General features: G+C 70.6%; 15 protein-coding genes and 2 pseudogenes. 1 reads left to right on the top strand and 16 read right to left on the bottom strand.

Translation table 11 applies throughout. The features are described from left to right. Window positions 1-61 precede the first annotated feature (61 nt). Window positions 62-898: a translation elongation factor Ts gene (gene tsf, locus ACIQE0_RS17650; RefSeq protein ID WP_366337564.1), complete on the bottom strand. Its 837-nt coding sequence runs from the start codon at window positions 896-898 to the stop codon at window positions 62-64. A gap of 107 nt (window positions 899-1005) precedes the next feature. Beyond that, complete coding sequence (gene rpsB / locus ACIQE0_RS17655) at window positions 1006-1869, bottom strand: 30S ribosomal protein S2 (protein WP_366337566.1); 864 nt, start codon at window positions 1867-1869, stop codon at window positions 1006-1008. 1068 nt (window positions 1870-2937) lie between these two features. Between rpsB and ACIQE0_RS17660 the strand changes: the two genes are divergently transcribed. Further along, on the top strand, window positions 2938-3528 hold the full coding sequence (locus ACIQE0_RS17660; protein ID WP_402333260.1) for a peptidoglycan DD-metalloendopeptidase family protein: 591 nt from the start codon (window positions 2938-2940) through the stop codon (window positions 3526-3528). A gap of 530 nt (window positions 3529-4058) precedes the next feature. Here the strand turns inward: ACIQE0_RS17660 and ACIQE0_RS17665 are convergent. The 14 genes and pseudogenes from ACIQE0_RS17665 to rimM all read right to left on the bottom strand — a co-directional run bounded on the left by ACIQE0_RS17665 (window position 4059) and on the right by rimM (window position 16934). Then, complete coding sequence (locus ACIQE0_RS17665; RefSeq protein ID WP_366330764.1) at window positions 4059-4598, bottom strand: helix-turn-helix domain-containing protein; 540 nt, start codon at window positions 4596-4598, stop codon at window positions 4059-4061. Between the two features lie 401 nt (window positions 4599-4999). Continuing rightward, a complete protein-coding gene (gene whiG / locus ACIQE0_RS17670; RefSeq protein ID WP_384098726.1) occupies window positions 5000-5836 on the bottom strand; it encodes an RNA polymerase sigma factor WhiG in 837 nt (278 codons plus the stop codon). A gap of 373 nt (window positions 5837-6209) precedes the next feature. Then, window positions 6210-7346 (bottom strand): DNA-processing protein DprA, encoded by a 1137-nt coding sequence (gene dprA, locus ACIQE0_RS17675; RefSeq protein ID WP_402333264.1) that lies wholly within the window; start codon window positions 7344-7346, stop codon window positions 6210-6212. Window positions 7347-7948: 602 nt separating this feature from the next. Next, window positions 7949-9556: pseudogene (locus tag ACIQE0_RS17680) on the bottom strand (YifB family Mg chelatase-like AAA ATPase); the annotation flags it as partial. Further along, a pseudogene (locus ACIQE0_RS17685) lies at window positions 9557-9907 on the bottom strand (YraN family protein); the annotation flags it as partial. A 530-nt stretch (window positions 9908-10437) separates the two neighbouring features. Next, window positions 10438-10746 (bottom strand): DUF2469 domain-containing protein, encoded by a 309-nt coding sequence (locus tag ACIQE0_RS17690; protein WP_003980220.1) that lies wholly within the window; start codon window positions 10744-10746, stop codon window positions 10438-10440. Between the two features lie 38 nt (window positions 10747-10784). Continuing rightward, a complete protein-coding gene (locus tag ACIQE0_RS17695; RefSeq protein WP_402332962.1) occupies window positions 10785-11309 on the bottom strand; it encodes an NUDIX hydrolase in 525 nt (174 codons plus the stop codon). A 187-nt stretch (window positions 11310-11496) separates the two neighbouring features. Then, a complete protein-coding gene (gene lepB / locus ACIQE0_RS17700; protein WP_402332965.1) occupies window positions 11497-12225 on the bottom strand; it encodes a signal peptidase I in 729 nt (242 codons plus the stop codon). Window positions 12226-12280: 55 nt separating this feature from the next. Next, window positions 12281-13084: a signal peptidase I gene (gene lepB / locus ACIQE0_RS17705; protein ID WP_384098734.1), complete on the bottom strand. Its 804-nt coding sequence runs from the start codon at window positions 13082-13084 to the stop codon at window positions 12281-12283. 100 nt (window positions 13085-13184) lie between these two features. After that, entirely contained in the window at window positions 13185-14240 is a 1056-nt protein-coding gene (gene lepB, locus ACIQE0_RS17710) for a signal peptidase I (RefSeq protein WP_402332969.1), read from the bottom strand. Then, window positions 14233-14997, bottom strand: a complete 765-nt coding sequence (gene lepB / locus ACIQE0_RS17715; protein WP_366330619.1) for a signal peptidase I — start codon at window positions 14995-14997, stop codon at window positions 14233-14235. The genes lepB (ACIQE0_RS17710) and lepB (ACIQE0_RS17715) overlap by 8 nt, the downstream gene beginning before the upstream one ends. 98 nt (window positions 14998-15095) lie before the next feature. Then, on the bottom strand, window positions 15096-15443 hold the full coding sequence (gene rplS / locus ACIQE0_RS17720; RefSeq protein ID WP_366330620.1) for a 50S ribosomal protein L19: 348 nt from the start codon (window positions 15441-15443) through the stop codon (window positions 15096-15098). A 136-nt stretch (window positions 15444-15579) separates the two neighbouring features. Continuing rightward, on the bottom strand, window positions 15580-16389 hold the full coding sequence (trmD, locus tag ACIQE0_RS17725) for a tRNA (guanosine(37)-N1)-methyltransferase TrmD (protein ID WP_402332973.1): 810 nt from the start codon (window positions 16387-16389) through the stop codon (window positions 15580-15582). Continuing rightward, the gene (gene rimM / locus ACIQE0_RS17730) at window positions 16389-16934 is read right to left on the bottom strand and encodes a ribosome maturation factor RimM (protein ID WP_366330622.1); all 546 of its coding nucleotides are present in this window, start codon (window positions 16932-16934) and stop codon (window positions 16389-16391) included. Before rimM ends, trmD begins: the two co-directional genes overlap by 1 nt. Window positions 16935-16944 lie beyond the last annotated feature (10 nt).

Genomic DNA, 16944 nt, shown 5'->3' on the forward strand with positions numbered 1-16944 from the left:
AGCGGCCGACTGCGTACGACCCTAGCGGGGCCGTAGGTCATTCGCTGCCTTCGCGGCAGGCTCAGATGCCGACCTTGATGCGCGAGAAGCGCTTCAGGGTGACACCGGCCTCCTGGAGGACCTTCTCCACGGACTTCTTGTTGTCGAGCGCGTACGGCTGGCCGAGCAGCGTCGCGTCCTTGAAGAAGCCGTTGAGGCGACCCTCGACGATCTTCGGCAGCGCAGCCTCGGGCTTGCCCTCGGCGCGGGTGGTCTCCTCGGCGACGCGACGCTCGGCCTCGACGACCTCGGCCGGGACGTCCTCCTTGGAGAGGTACTTCGGGGCGAACGCGGCGATGTGCTGCGCGATGCCCTTGGCGACCTCGGTGTTCTCCTTGTCGAGCTCGACGAGGACACCGATCTGCGGCGGCAGGTCAGGCATGGTGCGGTGCATGTACGCCGTCACGTAGCCGTCGGAGAACTGCGCGAAGCGGTCCAGGACGATCTTCTCGCCGAGGTTGGCGTTGGCCTCGTCGACGTACGCCTGGACGGTCTTGCCGGCCTCGATCTCGGAGGCGAGCAGGGCCTCGATGTCGGCCGGGTTGGTCTTGGCGACGTGCGCGGCGAGGGCGTTGGCGACGGCCTGGAACTTCTCGCCCTTGGCGACGAAGTCCGTCTCGCACTTCAGCTCGAGGATCAGGCCGGAGGCGTTGTCGTCGGCGATCAGGGAGACCACAGCGCCGTTCTCGGCGGAGCGGCCCTCGCGCTTGGCGACGCCCTTCTGACCCTTGACGCGCAGGACCTCGACGGCCTTGTCGACGTTGCCCTCGGCCTCTTCCAGGGCCTTCTTGCAGTCCATCATGCCGGCGCCGGTGAGCTCGCGGAGCTTCTTGACGTCAGCGGCGGTGTAGTTCGCCATGGTCTGTGAATCTCTTCTCGGAATCGCGAAAGTCGAAAGATCTACGGGTGGACGGCGGGGGTGGCGCTGCCAGCGCCCTCCCCCGCCGTCACCGACCGGTTCTGAGGTCAGCCCTGCTCGGCCGGCTTCTCAGCCTCGGCGGCCGGAGCCTCGGCGGCCGGCGCCTCGGCCTTGGGGGCCTCCTCGTCAGCCTTCTTGTCGCCTTCGAGCAGGTCGCGCTCCCACTCGGCCAGCGGCTCGCCGGCCTTCTCGCCCGGCTTCTGGTCGCCGGTCGCGGCGCCGGAGCGGGCGATGAGGCCCTCGGCGACGGCGTCGGCGATCACACGGGTGAGCAGGGTGACGGAGCGGATCGCGTCGTCGTTACCCGGGATCTTGTAGTCGACCTCGTCCGGGTCGCAGTTGGTGTCGAGGATCGCGACAACCGGGATGTTGAGCTTCCGCGCCTCGCCGACGGCGATGTGCTCCTTCTTGGTGTCCACGATCCAGACGGCGCTGGGCACCTTCTGCATCTCGCGGATACCACCGAGGGTCTTCTCCAGCTTGGCCTTCTCGCGGGAGAGGACCAGGAGCTCCTTCTTGGTGAGGCCGGAGGCGGCCACGTCCTCGAAGTCGATCTGCTCGAGCTCCTTGAGGCGCTGCAGACGCTTGTAGACGGTGGAGAAGTTGGTCAGCATGCCGCCGAGCCAGCGCTGGTTCACGTAGGGCATGCCCACGCGGGTCGCCTGCTCGGCAATGGCCTCCTGGGCCTGCTTCTTCGTGCCGACGAACATGACCGAGCCGCCGTGCGCGACGGTCTCCTTGACGAACTCGTAGGCGCGGTCGATGTACGACAGCGACTGGAGCAGGTCGATGATGTAGATGCCGTTGCGCTCGGTGAAGATGAAACGCTTCATCTTCGGGTTCCAACGGCGGGTCTGGTGACCGAAGTGGACGCCGCTCTCCAGCAGCTCCCGCATCGTGACGACGGCCATGGCCGTACTCCTTGTTTTCTCGGTTCCACCACGACCGGTTGATCGCAGTGCCTGACGCCCCGACGCGCCTGCCTGGGGAGGAACCGGAGGGAACCTTCCGAGGACCGAGGAGCGCGGCCGACGTGCTGCCCGAATGGGACTGCTGCACTGGCGGCGGGGCGTGCGAAGTCGACCCGGTGACCCGGATCGCCATCAGAAGTGTACGGGACGGGCGATGCGCCGGGCGACACGCACCATTTCGCACCCGTGCAGGGTGACGCCGTTATCCACAAGCGGCCCGTCGTCCACAGCTTTTGACCAAGATCCGCGCGCCGGCCGCGCCTCCGCCATCGTCAAGGCATGCGACGACTCACCGGCCCCGCCAAGCGGCGCCCCCACACCCCGCGCCCACCGACCCCACAACGCACCGTGACGCCTGCACAACGCCCCGGCCCGACACGAAAGCGCCACCTCGCACGAAGGCAACGCACGGCACACGGCACCCTTCGCCACCGCCCCAACCGCCAGGACCCCGGCCACCTACAGCCCCCGGACCACCACACACCCCCTTCGGGCCACCACGGACCGTCCGCAGCAGAGACGCCGACGGCAACGGACACACCCGAGGAGGCCGCGCCTGCGGAACCTCCACCCCGCACCGGGGCGGCACTGCCCCGCCCCTCCGCCCCGACGCCGGATCGCGCTTCAGCTCCGGCGCGGGCTCTGACGCCCAGGTCCGCTCCGCCTCCCGGAGCGGCTTCAGATTCGGCGCCCACCTCGACTCAAGATCGATCCCAGCCACCTGTCCCGAGCCGGCCGGCGCGCGGGCAGGAACGGTCCAGACCCCGAACCCCCCGAGACGGTAGACAGCGCTCGCGCCGACCACTCGCCCAGCGCGCTCTGCCCCTGCTGTGCTCTCTGTGCGTTGCGTCGACGGCAGGGGTGGCCGGCACGCCAGGCGCGGCCGGTGCGGCGCCCCCGATAACTGGTGCGGTGGCCTCACTGGCGGAGGCCGATCCGACCGCTCGACCGACGGGTCCGACGACGGACCGTTCCTGGCCGGTCGACGGCGCCAGCGGTGCGCCGCCCATGGTGCTGCGCGGCTGGGAACCACCCCTGACACCCTGGGCGGCTGGACACAGAGGAGTTGACCTGGCGGCACCCGACGGCGCCGTCGTCAAGGCCGCCGCGCCCGGACAGATCACGTTCGCCGGCACCGTCGCCGGCCGCGGCGTCCTCACCATCGAGCTGTCCGAATCCGGCCATCCGCCCTTACGCACCACGTACGAACCGGTCCACGCCACTGCCCACAAGGGCCAGCAGGTCACCGCCGGCCAGCCCGTCGGCGAATTGGGCCACGGCCCGTACCACTGCCGTGCCCCGTGCCTCCACTGGGGCCTGCTGCGCGGCACGACATACCTGAACCCGCTCTCGTTGCTGCCCCCGGCCCTACTCCACGGCGGACCGTCACGTCTGCTGCCGGTCTTCGGCATCCCCGAACCCGACGGCGTACCAGAACCCGGACAGCCCCATCCACATCGTGAACGATCGGCACCCGCAGCTCGTGAAGGAGCAGGCGCACCAGCGGGCTCTACTGGCGCGGCTCTGCTCGGCGCACTCGCTCTCGCCATCGCCGCACTGTGGTCACTGGGACGCCTCCGCCGAGCCTCAGAGAGATAGGAACGAACGACCCAAGCGGCAGGCGCCGCCGCGCGTGTGGACTGGGAACGAGGAGCAGAAGTCGGGCCCGCTACGGCGAGCCGGCGGGCTGACCGGCCGAAGCCGTGAAGAGCGAAACGCAGGTGACGGAACGCACGTGAAGGAGGCGTGAGGCAAGGCCGACACGATGTGCGTTGACCAGTACAGCCAATCGGTACGGCTCAGTTGGGCCCGTTGACTCTGCCCTCGCGATGACGCAGCAGCGCCAGCCCGATGCGCGGCTGCGGGCTGCGGGCTGCGGGCTGCGGGCTGCGGGCTGCGGGCTGCGGGCTGCGGGCTGCGGGCTGCGGGCTGCGGGCTGCGGGCGAACGACCTGGCTGAGGACGGTGGCGGCGGAGGAGGTGGGCGGGGGTGGGGGGGTGGGCGGGGTGGGGACGGGGCCCCCGGGGGGGAAGAGAGGGAGCAGAGCTCAGGAGCCACTCCGGAGCCGAGCCCCACCCCCGGCGAAAACCTCACCGCCCCGCCAAAACACCCCCACGCAACACCGGAATTCAGCCACGCACCCCGCTGAGGGCCATCGCCACCGCTGCCTCTGTGATCTCTTCCGGGTTTTCCGCGGCGCCGAGTTCGATGCGGCGGACCGCGGCGTCGACAACACCCTGGAGCAGCATCGCGGCCAGGCGGGGCTGCGTGTGCCCAAGGGCAGCAAGCGCCTCGACGATCATGGTGATCAGGCCACCGTGCGCCGCCCGGATCTTCTCCCGGGCGCCGGCGTCGAGTTCCCCCGCGGAGATGGCGACGACAGCACGGTGGCGACGGTCACCGACCAGCGCCAGCTGCTGGCGCACATACGCCTCGACCTTCGCCTCGGGGGTCCCGGCACGCTCCATCGCCGACTCGACCTCTGCGGCCCACACGGGGAAGTCGACGGCGCACAGTTCTTCGACGACGGCCGCCCGGGAGCGGAAGTACTCGTACACGGAAGAGCGCGCGAGTCCCGTGCGCTCGGCGAGGGCGGGGAAGGTCAGCGCCTCCGTTCCGCCTTCGGACAGCAAGGTGCGGGCGGCGTCCAAGAGGGCGCCACGTTGCATCGTCCGGTGCTCGGCCACCGAGGCCGCTCGAATCCTGGGCACGCCACCACTTTACGGATGGCGTCCCCGTCGCGGCACTCCGCATCACGACACGGATCGCTGCGATGCGGATCACGGCGGCAGGAATCCGTCCGGGACAGCCCGCCATGCCTGGCCGGGATGGCGACCTCGGACGAGAAAGAGGAAGACGGCACCAAGGCGGCGCCGTGGCGACCAACCCGCGTGTGCCTGGCCTTACTGCGTAGTCCGAAGCATCGTGTCACGCCGCGCCCTTGAGCCGGCCCACGACCTCTCGCCCCAGCAAGCCGAAGCTTCCGCGAGCCTGCGAATCCGCGCACCCATGCGGCCTCTACGGCCGGTTGCCGCCTGTCCGACCCGCCGTCCCCGACGTGCACCGCTTCTCACCGCCCGACGTCCGCCAGCTTCGCGCGGAGCTGAAGCACGGACTTGGTGTGGATCTGGCTGACCCTGCTCTCGGTGACGCCGAGGACATTGCCGATCTCGGCGAGGGTTAGGCCCTCGTAGTAGTAGAGGGTGACCACGGTCTTCTCGCGGTCGGGCAGGGTGTTGATGGCGCGGGCCAGCAGTCGCCGCAGTTCGCGGTCCTCGGCGATCTCCACAGGGTTCTCGGCGGCGGTGTCCTCCAGGGTGTCCATCAGGCTGAGGCGTTCGCCGCCTTCGCCGCCGACGTGGAGGAGTTCTTCCAATGCCACGACGTTGGCCAGGGACAGCTGGCTGAAGACGCCATGGAGCTCTTCCAGCGGGATGCCCATCTCGCCGGCGACCTCCGCCTCGGTCGGGGTGCGGCGGAGCTGCGCTTCGAGGGTGGCGTAGGCGCGTTCCACGGCCCGGGCCTTCTGGCGTACGGATCGTGGGATCCAGTCCAGGGCGCGCAGTTCGTCGATCATCGCGCCGCGGATGCGGGTGATGGCGTACGTCTCGAACTTGATGGAACGTTCGGGCTCGAACTTCTCGATGGCGTCGATCAGTCCGAAGACCCCTGAGGAGACGAAGTCGGCCTGCTCGACGTTGGGTGGCAGTCCGACACTGACGCGGCCGGCGACATATTTGACCAGCGGCGAGTAGTGCAGGATCAGCTGTTCCCGCAGGCGTCCGTCGCCTGACGCCTTGTAGGAGCGCCACAGCTCGTCGAGCGAGGTGGGCGGGGCGGGGCGCACGCTGCCGCGCGCGGCAGGTGATGCTGCCGCGCGGTCAGACCCGGAGGTGTGCTGGGGCATTCGTCGCCTTGAGCCGTTCTGCCGAGACGGGGATGGATGGGTGTATGTGGCGTGAACTGTTGTGAGCGTAGCGTGACCGTGGCGTTGCGGTGTGCGAGGAAGGTCGGTTGGGTGTGCGCAGATACGTTCCGCTGCCCGCACCCCAGGGTTACTTCGTGCGGCTCGGCGGCACCCTGAAGGTGCGCCGGAGCCGAATACGCCGGGAACGCGCCCCTGGAGGGCGGCGCGGACGTTGGGGTGCCGCGACGGCCGGGAACCTGTGCGTGCGCCGTGCCGCGCCGCGGGCGCCCAACTGGCCGGCCACACACCACGAAGCACAGCAAATCTGGATTCTGCGGTCATTCCCCTCACCCTTTCACCCGTTCGCGCCAGGTCAAGTACCGCCTCGCCGGGAACCTTCGGTCGAGTGGGCACCTCGCACCAACTCCCAGCGCTCACCGCACCTTTGAACGAATCCGAGGGAGTGGAGCTCAAAGAGCTTGCCCTGAGCGAGATCGCGGGGCGTGCCCGACTCCCGGGCAAGATGGGCGACATCCGCGCCACCGCGCGCGGGAAGCGCTTCGAGTACGCGGAGGGCGACCGGGTCCAGCAGATCGCGGGCGAAGGTCGGGCCGCGGCGCTCGGGGGCGAGCTCGCCGATGCTGCCGACGAGTTCGACGACCTCGTCGGCGTCGGTGACCACCGCCGCCTCGCCGCGCAGGAGTTGGTGCACTCCTGCGGAGAGTCCGCTGGTGATCGGGCCCGGCATGCCCATCGTGAAGCGTCCGAGGGTCTGCGCTCGCCGGGCGGTGACCAGTGACCCGCTGCGGAGTTCGGCCTCCACGACGACCGTCCCCCGGGTGAGTGCGGCGATGACGCGGTTGCGCTGGATGAAGCGGCTCCGGGTGGGGTGGTCTCCCGGCGGCAACTCGGCTACGACCAGCCCCTGTTCGGCGATCCGGTCGATCAACTCGGTGTGTCCGCGCGGATAGGGGTGGTCGATTCCGGAGGCGAGCACGGCGACGGTCGGGCCGTTCGCGGCGAGCGCGCCACGATGGGCCGCGCCGTCGATGCCGTAGGCCGCTCCGGAGACCACGGTCCAGCCGCGTTCGGCGAGCCCTGCCCCGAGGGTGGCGGCGAGGTGGGCACCGTAGTCGGTGCAGGCTCGCGCCCCGACGACGGCGACCGAGCGGAGTGCCCAGATCCGCAGGTTGGCTGCGCCGCGTACCCAGAGGCCGATGGGGCGGGCGTCGCCGAGGTCGTCCAGTTGGCTGGGCCATTCCTCGTCGCCCGGGCAGACGAAGCGGCCGCCGAGTGCGGCGACGGCGGCGAGGTCGAGAGCGGGGCGGGCCCGTGCGGCACGTAAGCGGAGGCCGGCGAACTTGGTCGGGCTGGCGCCGAGGGGCGGGGGTGCGTCGTCTTGGGAGAGTGCGTGCCAGAGGGCCACGGGGCCCGACTCGCGCAGCCAGCGGCCGGCCGTTTCGTCACCGGGTTCGAGGATCCGGGTGAGGGCGGCGCGGGCGGCTCGCAGCGGTTCGTAGCTCTCCTGGGCTGTGGGTTTCGCTCTGGTGGCGGCGTGTTTTCGGGGCGCGACGGTCGTTGCGCGTGGTGGCTTGCTGGGGGCGCCGGGGGCGCGGTTGGGCTGCGTCAGGAGGGTATGAGTGGGGCACCGCTCGGTGGGTGGCGCCCCGACTCCCGGCTCCGGTCCGCATTCCGGCTCCGGCCCGGACGCCGCCTCGGGCTTCGGTGCCCGATTCGGCTCCCGTCCCTCTTCGTCCGTGGCGAAGCCCCATTCGTCGAGGGCGTTCACCGCTCCTCCCGATCGTCCACCGGGCGGACGAGAGCGACCCTCGGGCGGGAATCCTGTGCCTTCCTGAGCCTCTCCACCAGGGCTTTGGGTGCTGGGCTCCCTGCCCTCGGCGCTGCTGTCGCCGCCCTCTCCGCTCCCGTCCTCATCCCGCTCTCCCCCGCCCCTGTCGTCTCCGTCCTTGCCCCCGGTTCCGCTTCCGCCTCGGCTTCCGGGTTGTGCGCTGTTCCTGCTGCCGGCCGGGGCTGTGCGTCGGCAGTGGTGCGCATGCTCGGCCCCACCGCGGCAGGGGCTCCCGCTCTGCCTCCCTTGCCGGTCGTTGTGCCGGCGTCCGCGCGCGTCGTGACGGCCCCGCGCCGTACGCCAGTGCGGAGTTCCAGCGCCCAGTTGACGTCCTCTTTCGTCGGACGGTCGCGGCCCGCGAGGTCGGCGGCGGTCCAGGCGACGCGCAGCACGCGGTCGAGACCACGGGCCGTCAGGAGACCGCATTCGAGGTCGCGTTCGGCGTGCGCGAGTGCACCGGGGTGTACGGGCCAGCGGGTTCGCAGTTCGTGGCCCGGTACTTGGCTGTTGGTCTGCCAGGGCGTGCCGGCGAAGCGGGCCGCAGCGCGTTCCCGAGCGGCGCGGACGCGGTCGGCGACGGTGGCGGTGGATTCGGCACCGCGACCGAGGGCGACCAGTTCGGAGCGGGCGATCGGTTCCACGGCGATTCGCAGGTCGACACGGTCCATGAGCGGCCCAGAGAGCCGGGCGCGGTAGCGGCGGATCGTGGAGGGCCGGCATTCGCAGGTGCCGGCGGTGGTGCCGTGCCGCCCGCAAGGGCAGGGGTTGGCCGCGAGAGCCAGGAGGAAGCGCGCGGGCATCCGCATCATGCCGCCGGCACGGGCCACGACGATGTGGCCGGATTCGAGTGGCTGACGGAGTGCGTCCAGAACACGGGGGCTGCATTCTGCGGCCTCGTCCAGAAAAAGTACGCCGTGATGAGCCAGGGACACGGCCCCCGGGCGGGGCAGTCCGGTCCCACCGCCGATGAGGGAGGCCATGGTCGCGGAGTGATGCGGTGCGCAGTAGGGCGGACGGTGGACCAGCGGCTGTCCCGGCGGGAGGGTGCCGGCGACCGAGTGGACGGCGGTGACCTCCAGGGACTCCTTGGGGGCCAGGGGTGGCAGCAGCCCCGGGAGGCGCTCGGCAAGCATGGTTTTCCCGGCGCCCGGTGGCCCCTTGAAGAAGATGTGGTGGCGTCCGGCGGCGGCCACTTCGAGGGCGCGGCGGGCGTTGTACTGGCCCGCGACATCGGTGAGATCGGGGGTGTGGTCGGCGGGTGGCAGACCGGCCGTGACGCCGTTGCCCGGCATGACGAGCCCGGCCAGGAGGGGGTCGGGGCGGCCCGTGTCGAGGAGGTCGTCCTCTTCGGGGACCGGTTCGTCGGTGAGGACGGCGATGAGTTGCCGCAGGCTGCGGATGCCGAGGACGGAGACGCCGGGGACGAGTGAGGCTTCGGCGACGGTCTGCTCCGGTACGACGACCTGGCGGTATCCGGCCTCGGCGGCGGCGAGGACGGCGGGCAGCACACCGCGGACGGGGCGGACGCGGCCGTCGAGGCCGAGCTCTCCGATCATCATGAGGTCGGTGAGCTCGCGGGGGTCGAGCCGCTCGGCGGCGCCGAGGACCGCGCAGGCCACGGCGAGGTCGAAGCCGCTGCCGCTCTTGGGGACGGATGCCGGGCTGAGACCGACGGTGAGCTTCTTCTGCGGCCATTCGGCACCGGAGTTGACCACGGCGGCGCGGACCCGGTCCCTGGACTCGGCCAGGCTCTTGTCGGGCAGTCCGACGAGGGTGAAGGCGGCCACGCCGGGCTCCAGATCGGCCTGGACCTCGACCACGACGCCTTCGACACCCACCAGTGCGACGGAGCAGGTGCGGGCGAACCCCATTTACGCCACCCCCCGTACGTGCTCGACCACGGGGGCGCCGCGGGCGGGGAGCAGGATGCCGATGACGTCGATGCGGACACCACCGGGCGGTGGGCCGCCGTGCCGTTCCATCCAGCGCTCGGCGAGCAGCCGCAGCCGGGCGGTCTTCTCGGGCCGTACCGCCGCCATGGGGTGTTCGTACCAGCCTGCCCGGCGGGTCTTGACCTCGCAGACGACGAGGGCGTCACCGTCGGCGGCGACGATGTCGATCTCTCCGTCGCGGCAACGCCAGTTGCGGTCGAGGATGCGCATCCCGGCTTCCAGGAGCCGCCGGGTGGCAAGGTCCTCGCCATAGCGGCCAAGGGCGTTGCGCGGCGTCGTCGGTGCGGGCGGTTGCGTGGTTTCCGATGCGGACGATCGTGTCGCGTTCCGTGCGGACGCTCGCGTGGCGTTCGGCCCCGGTGCAGAGGGTGTTGCCGACGTCGCTGAGCCCGCTTGCGGTGCTCGTGCCGTTCCCGGCATGCGTTCCGTTCGGGCTGCGAGCGCCGTTCGAGCCGCCGGCGGGCGATCGCCGCGCCGCCTTGCGCGCTTGCGGGCTGGGCCGTGGCGATCAGGGCCCGACTTCTTCCGCGGATCCTTCTTGGGTGCCGGGCCACCGTCTCCCGGCGTGCGCTTCGGGTGCGGGCGGTGCGTGCCGGTGTCTGCTGCCTCGACGTCCTGCCGGCCGGTCTGTGTGGCGTTCATGCGGTACCACCTCCGGCACCGACTGTGACGCCTCCGCTCAGATCTATTGGATCTTGGTGGATAACCGCCCGGCTGTGGACAACTCCGTCACCCGCCAGGGTGACGCGCGTCGGCGGCCGGGCACCCCCGGCCGCCGACGCCGGACCCGTATGAGGCGCTCAGCTTCCCGGAAGGTCCAGATCGCTCTTGTTGAGCTCTTCGATGTTCACGTCCTTGAACGTGAGTACCCGCACCTGCTTGACGAACCGGGCCGGTCGATACATGTCCCAGACCCAGGCGTCGGCCATCGAGACCTCGAAGAACACCTCACCCTGGACCGAGTGCACCTGCATCTCGTAATCGTTGGTGAGGTAGAAGCGACGCTCGGTCTCGATCACGTATTTGAACAGTCCGACGACGTCTCGGTACTCCCGGTAGAGCTTCAGCTCCATCTCGGTCTCGTACTTCTCGAGGTCCTCGGCGCTCATGGCAGATCCCCTTCAGCCGTGCGTCCCCCTATTGTGCGTCAGACCCTCTCGGTCTCCAGGAGCACCGGCGCACTCGGGGGCCCTTCGTCGAGCAGTGTGCGCAGCAGCTCGGCGAGTCTGGTCGGATACACCGTCTCATGCGCCGCCGACAGTTCCTCGAGGGTCCACCACCTCAGCCCCGAGACGCTGCGTCGTTCCAGGTCCGTGTGGCCGGCGGTGTCGGTGGTGGTCCGGTCGGTCCGTGCCAGGTAGTACCACTCGTCCTGTTCCCAGCGTCGCCCGTCGAAAGGGAAGGCGCAGCGGCGCTTCCACAGGAGGGGGCCGAGGGCGGCCCCCGTGATGCCGGTTTCCTCGGCGAGCTCGCGCAGCGCGGCTTCGCCGCGGGTTTCTGCACCCTCCAGACCGCCGCCGGGCGTGAACCACCAGGTGTCGGTCGGACGGTCCGGTTCGAAGCCGTGCAGCAGCAGGATCCGGTCGTCCGGGTCGAGCAGCACGACGCGGGAGACCCGGCGCACCGGTGTGCCCTCTTCGGATGGCGGGAGGTCAGGGGGCGTAGCGATCACGGTGGTCGCAGTGGCCTCAGGAGACGCGCTGGTAGACACTCCGGCCGCAGCAGCCACAGGGTTCGCAGCTGTCTCGCCGTCCCCCACCGCACCGGACGTCCCGCCCCTCCCCCGCTCACGGTCCCGTCCGGGCTTCCGCTCCGGCTCCCGTCCGTATGCACCCACGTCTTCACCTTCCCCGACGTCGTCACCCACGTCCGCGCCCCTTCCGTCGTGCGAGCGGCCCGTATGCCGCCCCTCCAAGGATGAGCACAGCCCCGGCGACGACCGCGAGGACGAGGGGCCGGAGTGGTCCCGGTTGCGAGGTGCCACCGGGGAGTGCGGCGAAACTCCCGGGGCGCTGGAGCATGCCGAGGCTGCCGAGCGGCCAGGCGCGGGCGTCGACCCGGGCGGCGACGGCGCTGCGCGGTACGGAACCGTGGTCGCCGTCGGTGAGGTGGACGCGGGAGTCGAGGGAGGCGCTGCGGTGATCGCCGAGGAGGAAGAGCTGGTCGGCCGGGACGGTGGCGCGGAAACCGACAGGCGCGGCGGGGCCGTGGCCCTGGAGGTACGGCTCCTCGACGGGGGTTCCGTTGACCGTCAGCAGGCCCTGCTTGGTGCAGCAGGCGACCTTGTCACCGCCGATGCCGACGACCCGCTTGACCATCGGCAGATCGCCCCAGGTGTCGTCCTTGAAGACGACGACGTCACCGCGGCGTATCTCCGAGCCGCCGACCTTCTCGGCCAGGACCCGGGCACCGGCGGCGATGGTGGGGGTCATCGAGTCGGTGGGCACGGTGTACGGGCGGTAGAGCAGCGCGCCCCACACGAAGCCGCCCAGGAACAGCACACAGCCGACGGCCACGGCCAGACCGGACAGGACGCTGCCCGTGGTCCGGCCGTGGCCGTCCGTCGCACGTTCCGTACTGCTGCTCATCCCAGCGCTCCCGCCCCGCGGGGCGAGCCCCGCGTCGAAGATCCGGGACGGCACCTTACCTGGGGTTACGCGCCGCGGTCAGCCTCTTGCGGCGCCAGATGACCAGGGGGACCGCACCCATCAGGCCGAGGGCGGCCGGGGCGGCGCCCATCGCCTTGTTGATGCCGGGCTGGTCGAAGGTGTCCGGTACGGGGAGGGTCGACCAGCGGTTGACGGGCCAGGCGATGGTGAAGGCGCGACCGACGACCTCGGATTCGGAGACCGTTCCGTTGCCCGGGAGGTTCTGGTGGTAGCGGGAGTCGAGGGAGTCGTCGCGGTGGTCGCCCATCACCCAGATCCGGCCCTTTTTGACGTGGATCGGACCGAACGGGCGGTCGCCGCACGGGGTGGCGCCGGGGTAGACGTAGGAATCTTCCTTGAGGGCCTTGCCGTTGACCTTCACCGGGCCGGTGCCCTGGCACTCGACGGTGTCGCCACCGACCGCGATGACCCGCTTGATCAGGTCCTTCTCCTCGGCCGAGGGCATCAGGCCGATGAAGCTGAGGACCTTCTGGACGGGGTTGGGCTGCGGAGTGGGGGTCTCGTTGAGCCAGCCGCCCGGGTCGTGGAAGACGACGACCTCGCCGCGCTGCGGCTTGGAGCCGAACCACGGCGTCAGCTTGTCGACCAGCACCCGGTCCCCGCGCTGGAGGGTGTCCTGCATCGAGTCGGACGGGATGGAGAAGGCCTGCACCAGGAACGTCTTGATCAGCAGGGCGAGGAGCAGGGCGATGCCGATGAGGATCGGCAGTTCCTTCCAGAAGGCACGCGGCTTCTTGCCTTTGGTCACGCTGCCGGTCGCCTCCTCGTCGGCCGTCACGTCCGACTGCTTCGATAGATCGGTCCCCGACCAGTCCGGCGCGGACCTGCCTGACTGGGCCTGTGGCTGGTCTACGGAGCTCACCACCTGCGACGTGGACTCACCGCGTCCCGCCGGCTCTTCGGGCTCTCCGGTTCCGGACCGCGCGCCGAACGCCAAGTCCCCCACATCCACTCCTTACTCCGCGCACTCGCCCGCCCGTCAACCGGCGCAGGCCCACCACTCCCATAACGAGCGGGAGTTCCGCAGGGGTCGGGAGTACGGTCAAACTCTCGGGGGACACCCTATGCGCTGCACCCGCCGCCGATGCCTCCGCGCCCGGCGCGTCGTGCACGCCGGCGAAGGTGTCGGACTCCTTGAGGAACCGCCAGTGGCTGAACGGCCAGGCGATCACCACCGCCTTGCCCACGACGTTGTCCTCCGAAACCGTGCCGCGGTAGGGCTCGTCCAGGTGGTAGCGCGAGTCCGCCGAGTTGGAGCGGTGGTCGCCCATCACGAAGATCCGTCCGGTGGGGACGTTCACCGTGAACTTCAGCTGGGAGGGCGGGTTTCCGGGGTGCACGTAGGACTCGGTGAGCGGGGTGCCGTTGACCGTGACCCGGCCCTGTGCGTCGCAGCAGCGGACGGTGTCGCCGCCGACGCCGACCACGCGCTTGATGAGGTCCTGCTCGTTGGCGGACGGCAGCAGCCCGATGAAGGTCATGAAGTCCTTGACCGGTCCGGGGTTGCCGGTGGACTGGTTCTGCTCGCCCTTGAGCCAGCCGCCGGGGTCCTTGAAGACCACGACGTCGCCGCGCTGCGGTTTGGAGCCGAACCACGGCGTCAGCTTGTCGACCAGCACCCGGTCCCCGATCTTGATCGTCTGCTCCATGGAGCCGGACGGGATCACGAACGCCTGGACCAGGAACGTCTTCAGGATCAGCGCGATGGCCAGCGCCACACCGATGAGGATCGGGATTTCCTTGAGGTAGGAGCGGCGCCTGCGGCGCTTGACGCGCTTGGCCAGACGGCGTCGCTCGGCCCGTCCGGCGGTCGCCCGGCGGGTGGCCGGTGCCTCGCGGACCCCCCCGGCCCCCTCTCCCTCTTCGGTGCCGGTCTGCGGGCCGGGGCCGGCGGTCGTCTCGTGCCCGCGGCGGGGGCGTCCGTGGCTACCCATGGGGGCCTGCCGGGGCCGGTATACGGGCGAAGGACCCTGGGGCATCAAGGGTGCTCCAGCGGCCGATCGGCCAGGTGATCAGGCCGGCGCGGCCGATGACCTTGCCGATCGGGATGGTGCCGCCGCCCGCTTCGCCGAGGTGGTCGCGGGAGTCGCTGGAGCGGGCACGGTGGTCGCCCATGACCCACAGCCGTCCCGTCGGCACCACGATGTCGAAGGGGACGGCGGACGGCGCGTCCCCGGGATGGAGATAGCCCTCGTTCACCGGCTCACCGTTCACTTCGATCCGCCCCTGTTTGTCGCAGCAGGTCACCCGGTCCCCGCCGACGCCGATGACGCGCTTGACGTAGTCGGTGTCGTCGGACCGGGCCAGGCCCAGCGCCGCGCCGGCCTTGCGCAGCAGTCCCGTGACGGGATTCTCCCCCTGCTCCCTGTGAACGAAAGATCCGGTGCCGTCGAAGACGATCACGTCGCCGCGCTGCGGGGCGGAGCCGAAGCGGTACGCCAGCTTGTTCACCAGGACCCGGTCGCCGACCTGCAGGGTGTTCTCCATGGAGGAGCTGGGGATCAGGAACGGCTGCGCGACGAAGGTGCTGAGCAGGAACAGGAACACCAGGCACAGCGCGAAGAGGGTGACCGGCCGGTACCGCAGCTCCGCCACCCGCTCCCGGAAACGCGCGGAGCGCGACCCCCGCTCCGTCCCCTGTACGGGGTCGGAAGAGGGATCGCGCTCCGTGAGCTCTGCGTCGGTGTCCATGAGGCCCAGAGCCTATCCGGCCGGGCTCGGGCACCGGTCGCGAGCGTGGCCTCGCGGTGCACCGGAACGGATCGTGGCCGCTCCGGTGCGGTGCCGGCTCAGCTCTCGCGCTTCTCCTTGATCTTGGCGGCCTTGCCGCGCAGCTCACGGAGGTAGTACAGCTTGGCGCGACGGACGTCACCGCGGGTGACGACCTCGATCTTCTCGACGATCGGGGTGTGCACGGGGAAGGTGCGCTCGACGCCGACCGAGAAGCTGACCTTGCGGACCGTGAAGGTCTCGCGCACGCCGGAGCCCTGGCGACGGATGACGACGCCCTTGAACTGCTGCACGCGGGAGCGGTTGCCCTCGATGACGCGGACGTGGACGTTGACGGTGTCACCCGGGCGGAAGGCCGGGATGTCGCTGCGCAGCGCCGCGGAGTCAATGGAGTCGAGGAGGTTCATGACCTACTGCTTTCTTCGCCGATGCCACAGGTCATCAGCGGAATGATTCGGAAAGAGGATGGTTCGCCGTCGGATCGCCGGGCGGACGTCGTTCCCCCTGTGGCAGGGGCGCACGCCGGACGCGGACAGCAGCGGCTCATTCTTCCACGGGGTGGTTCATCCGCCCAAATCGGCCGTCCTCGCGCTCGGCCCAGCCCAGCATGGAGAGCATCTCGCGGTCCTTCTTGTCGAAGGCGGCGGGGTCGGCGCGCTCCAGGAGGTCGGGGCGGTTGCGGTCGGTGCGGCGGAACGCCTCGTCGCGGCGCCAGCGGGCGATCTTCCCGTGGTGGCCGCTGATCAGCACCTCGGGGATGGCGCGGCCGCGCCACTCCGGGGGCTTGGTGTAGACGGGGCCTTCCAGGAGGTCGGCCATCGCCCCGGGGGCGAAGGAGTCGTCCTGGTGGGAGGCGGCGTTGCCGAGGACGCCGGGCAGCAGCCGGGCCACCGCCTCGACCATGACCAGGACCGGGGCCTCACCGCCGGCCAGGACGTAGTCGCCGATGGAGACCTCGCGGACGTCGAGGCGGTCGCCGTACTCCTCGATGACCCGGCGGTCGATGCCTTCGTAGCGGGCCGGGGTGAACACCAGCCAGGGCTTGGTGGAGAGTTCGACGGCCAGCTGCTGGGTGAACGGGACGCCGCTGGGGGTCGGGACGACGAGGACCGGTGCGCCCTCGCCGGACGCCAGGACGTCGTCGAGCGCCTCGCCCCACGGCTCGGGCTTCATGACCATGCCGGGGCCGCCGCCGTAGGGGGTGTCGTCGACGGTGTGGTGCTTGTCGTGCGTCCACTCCCGCAGGTCGTGGACGCGGACGTCGAGCTGTCCCCGGGCGCGGGCCTTGCCGACCAGCGAGACGTTCAGCGGTTCCAGGTACTCGGGGAAGATCGTGACGACGTCGAGCCGCATCAGCTGTCCTCCCGGCTGGAGGCGATCTCGGCCTGGGTCTCGTCGAGGAGGCCGGGCGGCGGCTCGATCACCGCGCGCTGCTCCTCCAGGTCGATCTCGGGCACGATCTCGGTGACGAACGGGATCATGACCTCGCTGCCGTCGGGCCGGGCGACGATCAGCAGGTCCTGGTAGGGCAGGTGGGACACCTCGGTGATCCGGCCGACGGCGGTGCCGTCGCGGGTCACGACATCGAGGTCGATCAGCTGGTGGTCGTAGAACTCCTCGGGATCCTCCGGGAGTTCCTCGGGGTCGACCTCGGCGATCAGCAGGGTGTTGCGCAGCGCCTCGGCGGCGGTGCGGTCCGCGACGCCCTCGAAACGCAGCAGCAGCCGGCCGCTGTGGACCCGGCCGGTGGCGATGGTCAGCGGCCCGACGGAGGACGGGTCGGTGGCCAGGACGGCGCCCGGGGCGAGCCGGAGCTCCGGCTCGTCGGTGCGCACCTCTACGGTGACCTCGCCCTTGATGCCGTGGGCGCGGCCGATCCGGGCGACTACCAGCTGCACTGTTCTCCCC

This window comes from Streptomyces sp. NPDC093097, assembly GCF_044754325.1.
GTDB lineage: Bacteria > Actinomycetota > Actinomycetes > Streptomycetales > Streptomycetaceae > Streptomyces.

Excerpts from the sequence above, each read along its gene's own strand:
- lepB (WP_366330619.1), bottom strand. The coding sequence starts at position 14,997 with ATGGACACCGACGCAGAGCTCACGGAGCGCGATCCCTCTTCCGACCCC.
- rplS (WP_366330620.1), bottom strand. The coding sequence starts at position 15,443 with ATGAACCTCCTCGACTCCATTGACTCCGCGGCGCTGCGCAGCGACATC.
- whiG (WP_384098726.1), bottom strand. The coding sequence starts at position 5,836 with ATGCCCCAGCACACCTCCGGGTCTGACCGCGCGGCAGCATCACCTGCC.
- trmD (WP_402332973.1), bottom strand. The coding sequence starts at position 16,389 with ATGCGGCTCGACGTCGTCACGATCTTCCCCGAGTACCTGGAACCGCTG.
- rpsB (WP_366337566.1), bottom strand. The coding sequence starts at position 1,869 with ATGGCCGTCGTCACGATGCGGGAGCTGCTGGAGAGCGGCGTCCACTTC.
- ACIQE0_RS17665 (WP_366330764.1), bottom strand. The coding sequence starts at position 4,598 with ATGCAACGTGGCGCCCTCTTGGACGCCGCCCGCACCTTGCTGTCCGAA.
- lepB (WP_402332965.1), bottom strand. The coding sequence starts at position 12,225 with ATGAGCAGCAGTACGGAACGTGCGACGGACGGCCACGGCCGGACCACG.
- ACIQE0_RS17690 (WP_003980220.1), bottom strand. The coding sequence starts at position 10,746 with ATGAGCGCCGAGGACCTCGAGAAGTACGAGACCGAGATGGAGCTGAAG.
- tsf (WP_366337564.1), bottom strand. The coding sequence starts at position 898 with ATGGCGAACTACACCGCCGCTGACGTCAAGAAGCTCCGCGAGCTCACC.
- lepB (WP_402332969.1), bottom strand. The coding sequence starts at position 14,240 with ATGGGTAGCCACGGACGCCCCCGCCGCGGGCACGAGACGACCGCCGGC.
- ACIQE0_RS17660 (WP_402333260.1), top strand. The coding sequence starts at position 2,938 with ATGGTGCTGCGCGGCTGGGAACCACCCCTGACACCCTGGGCGGCTGGA.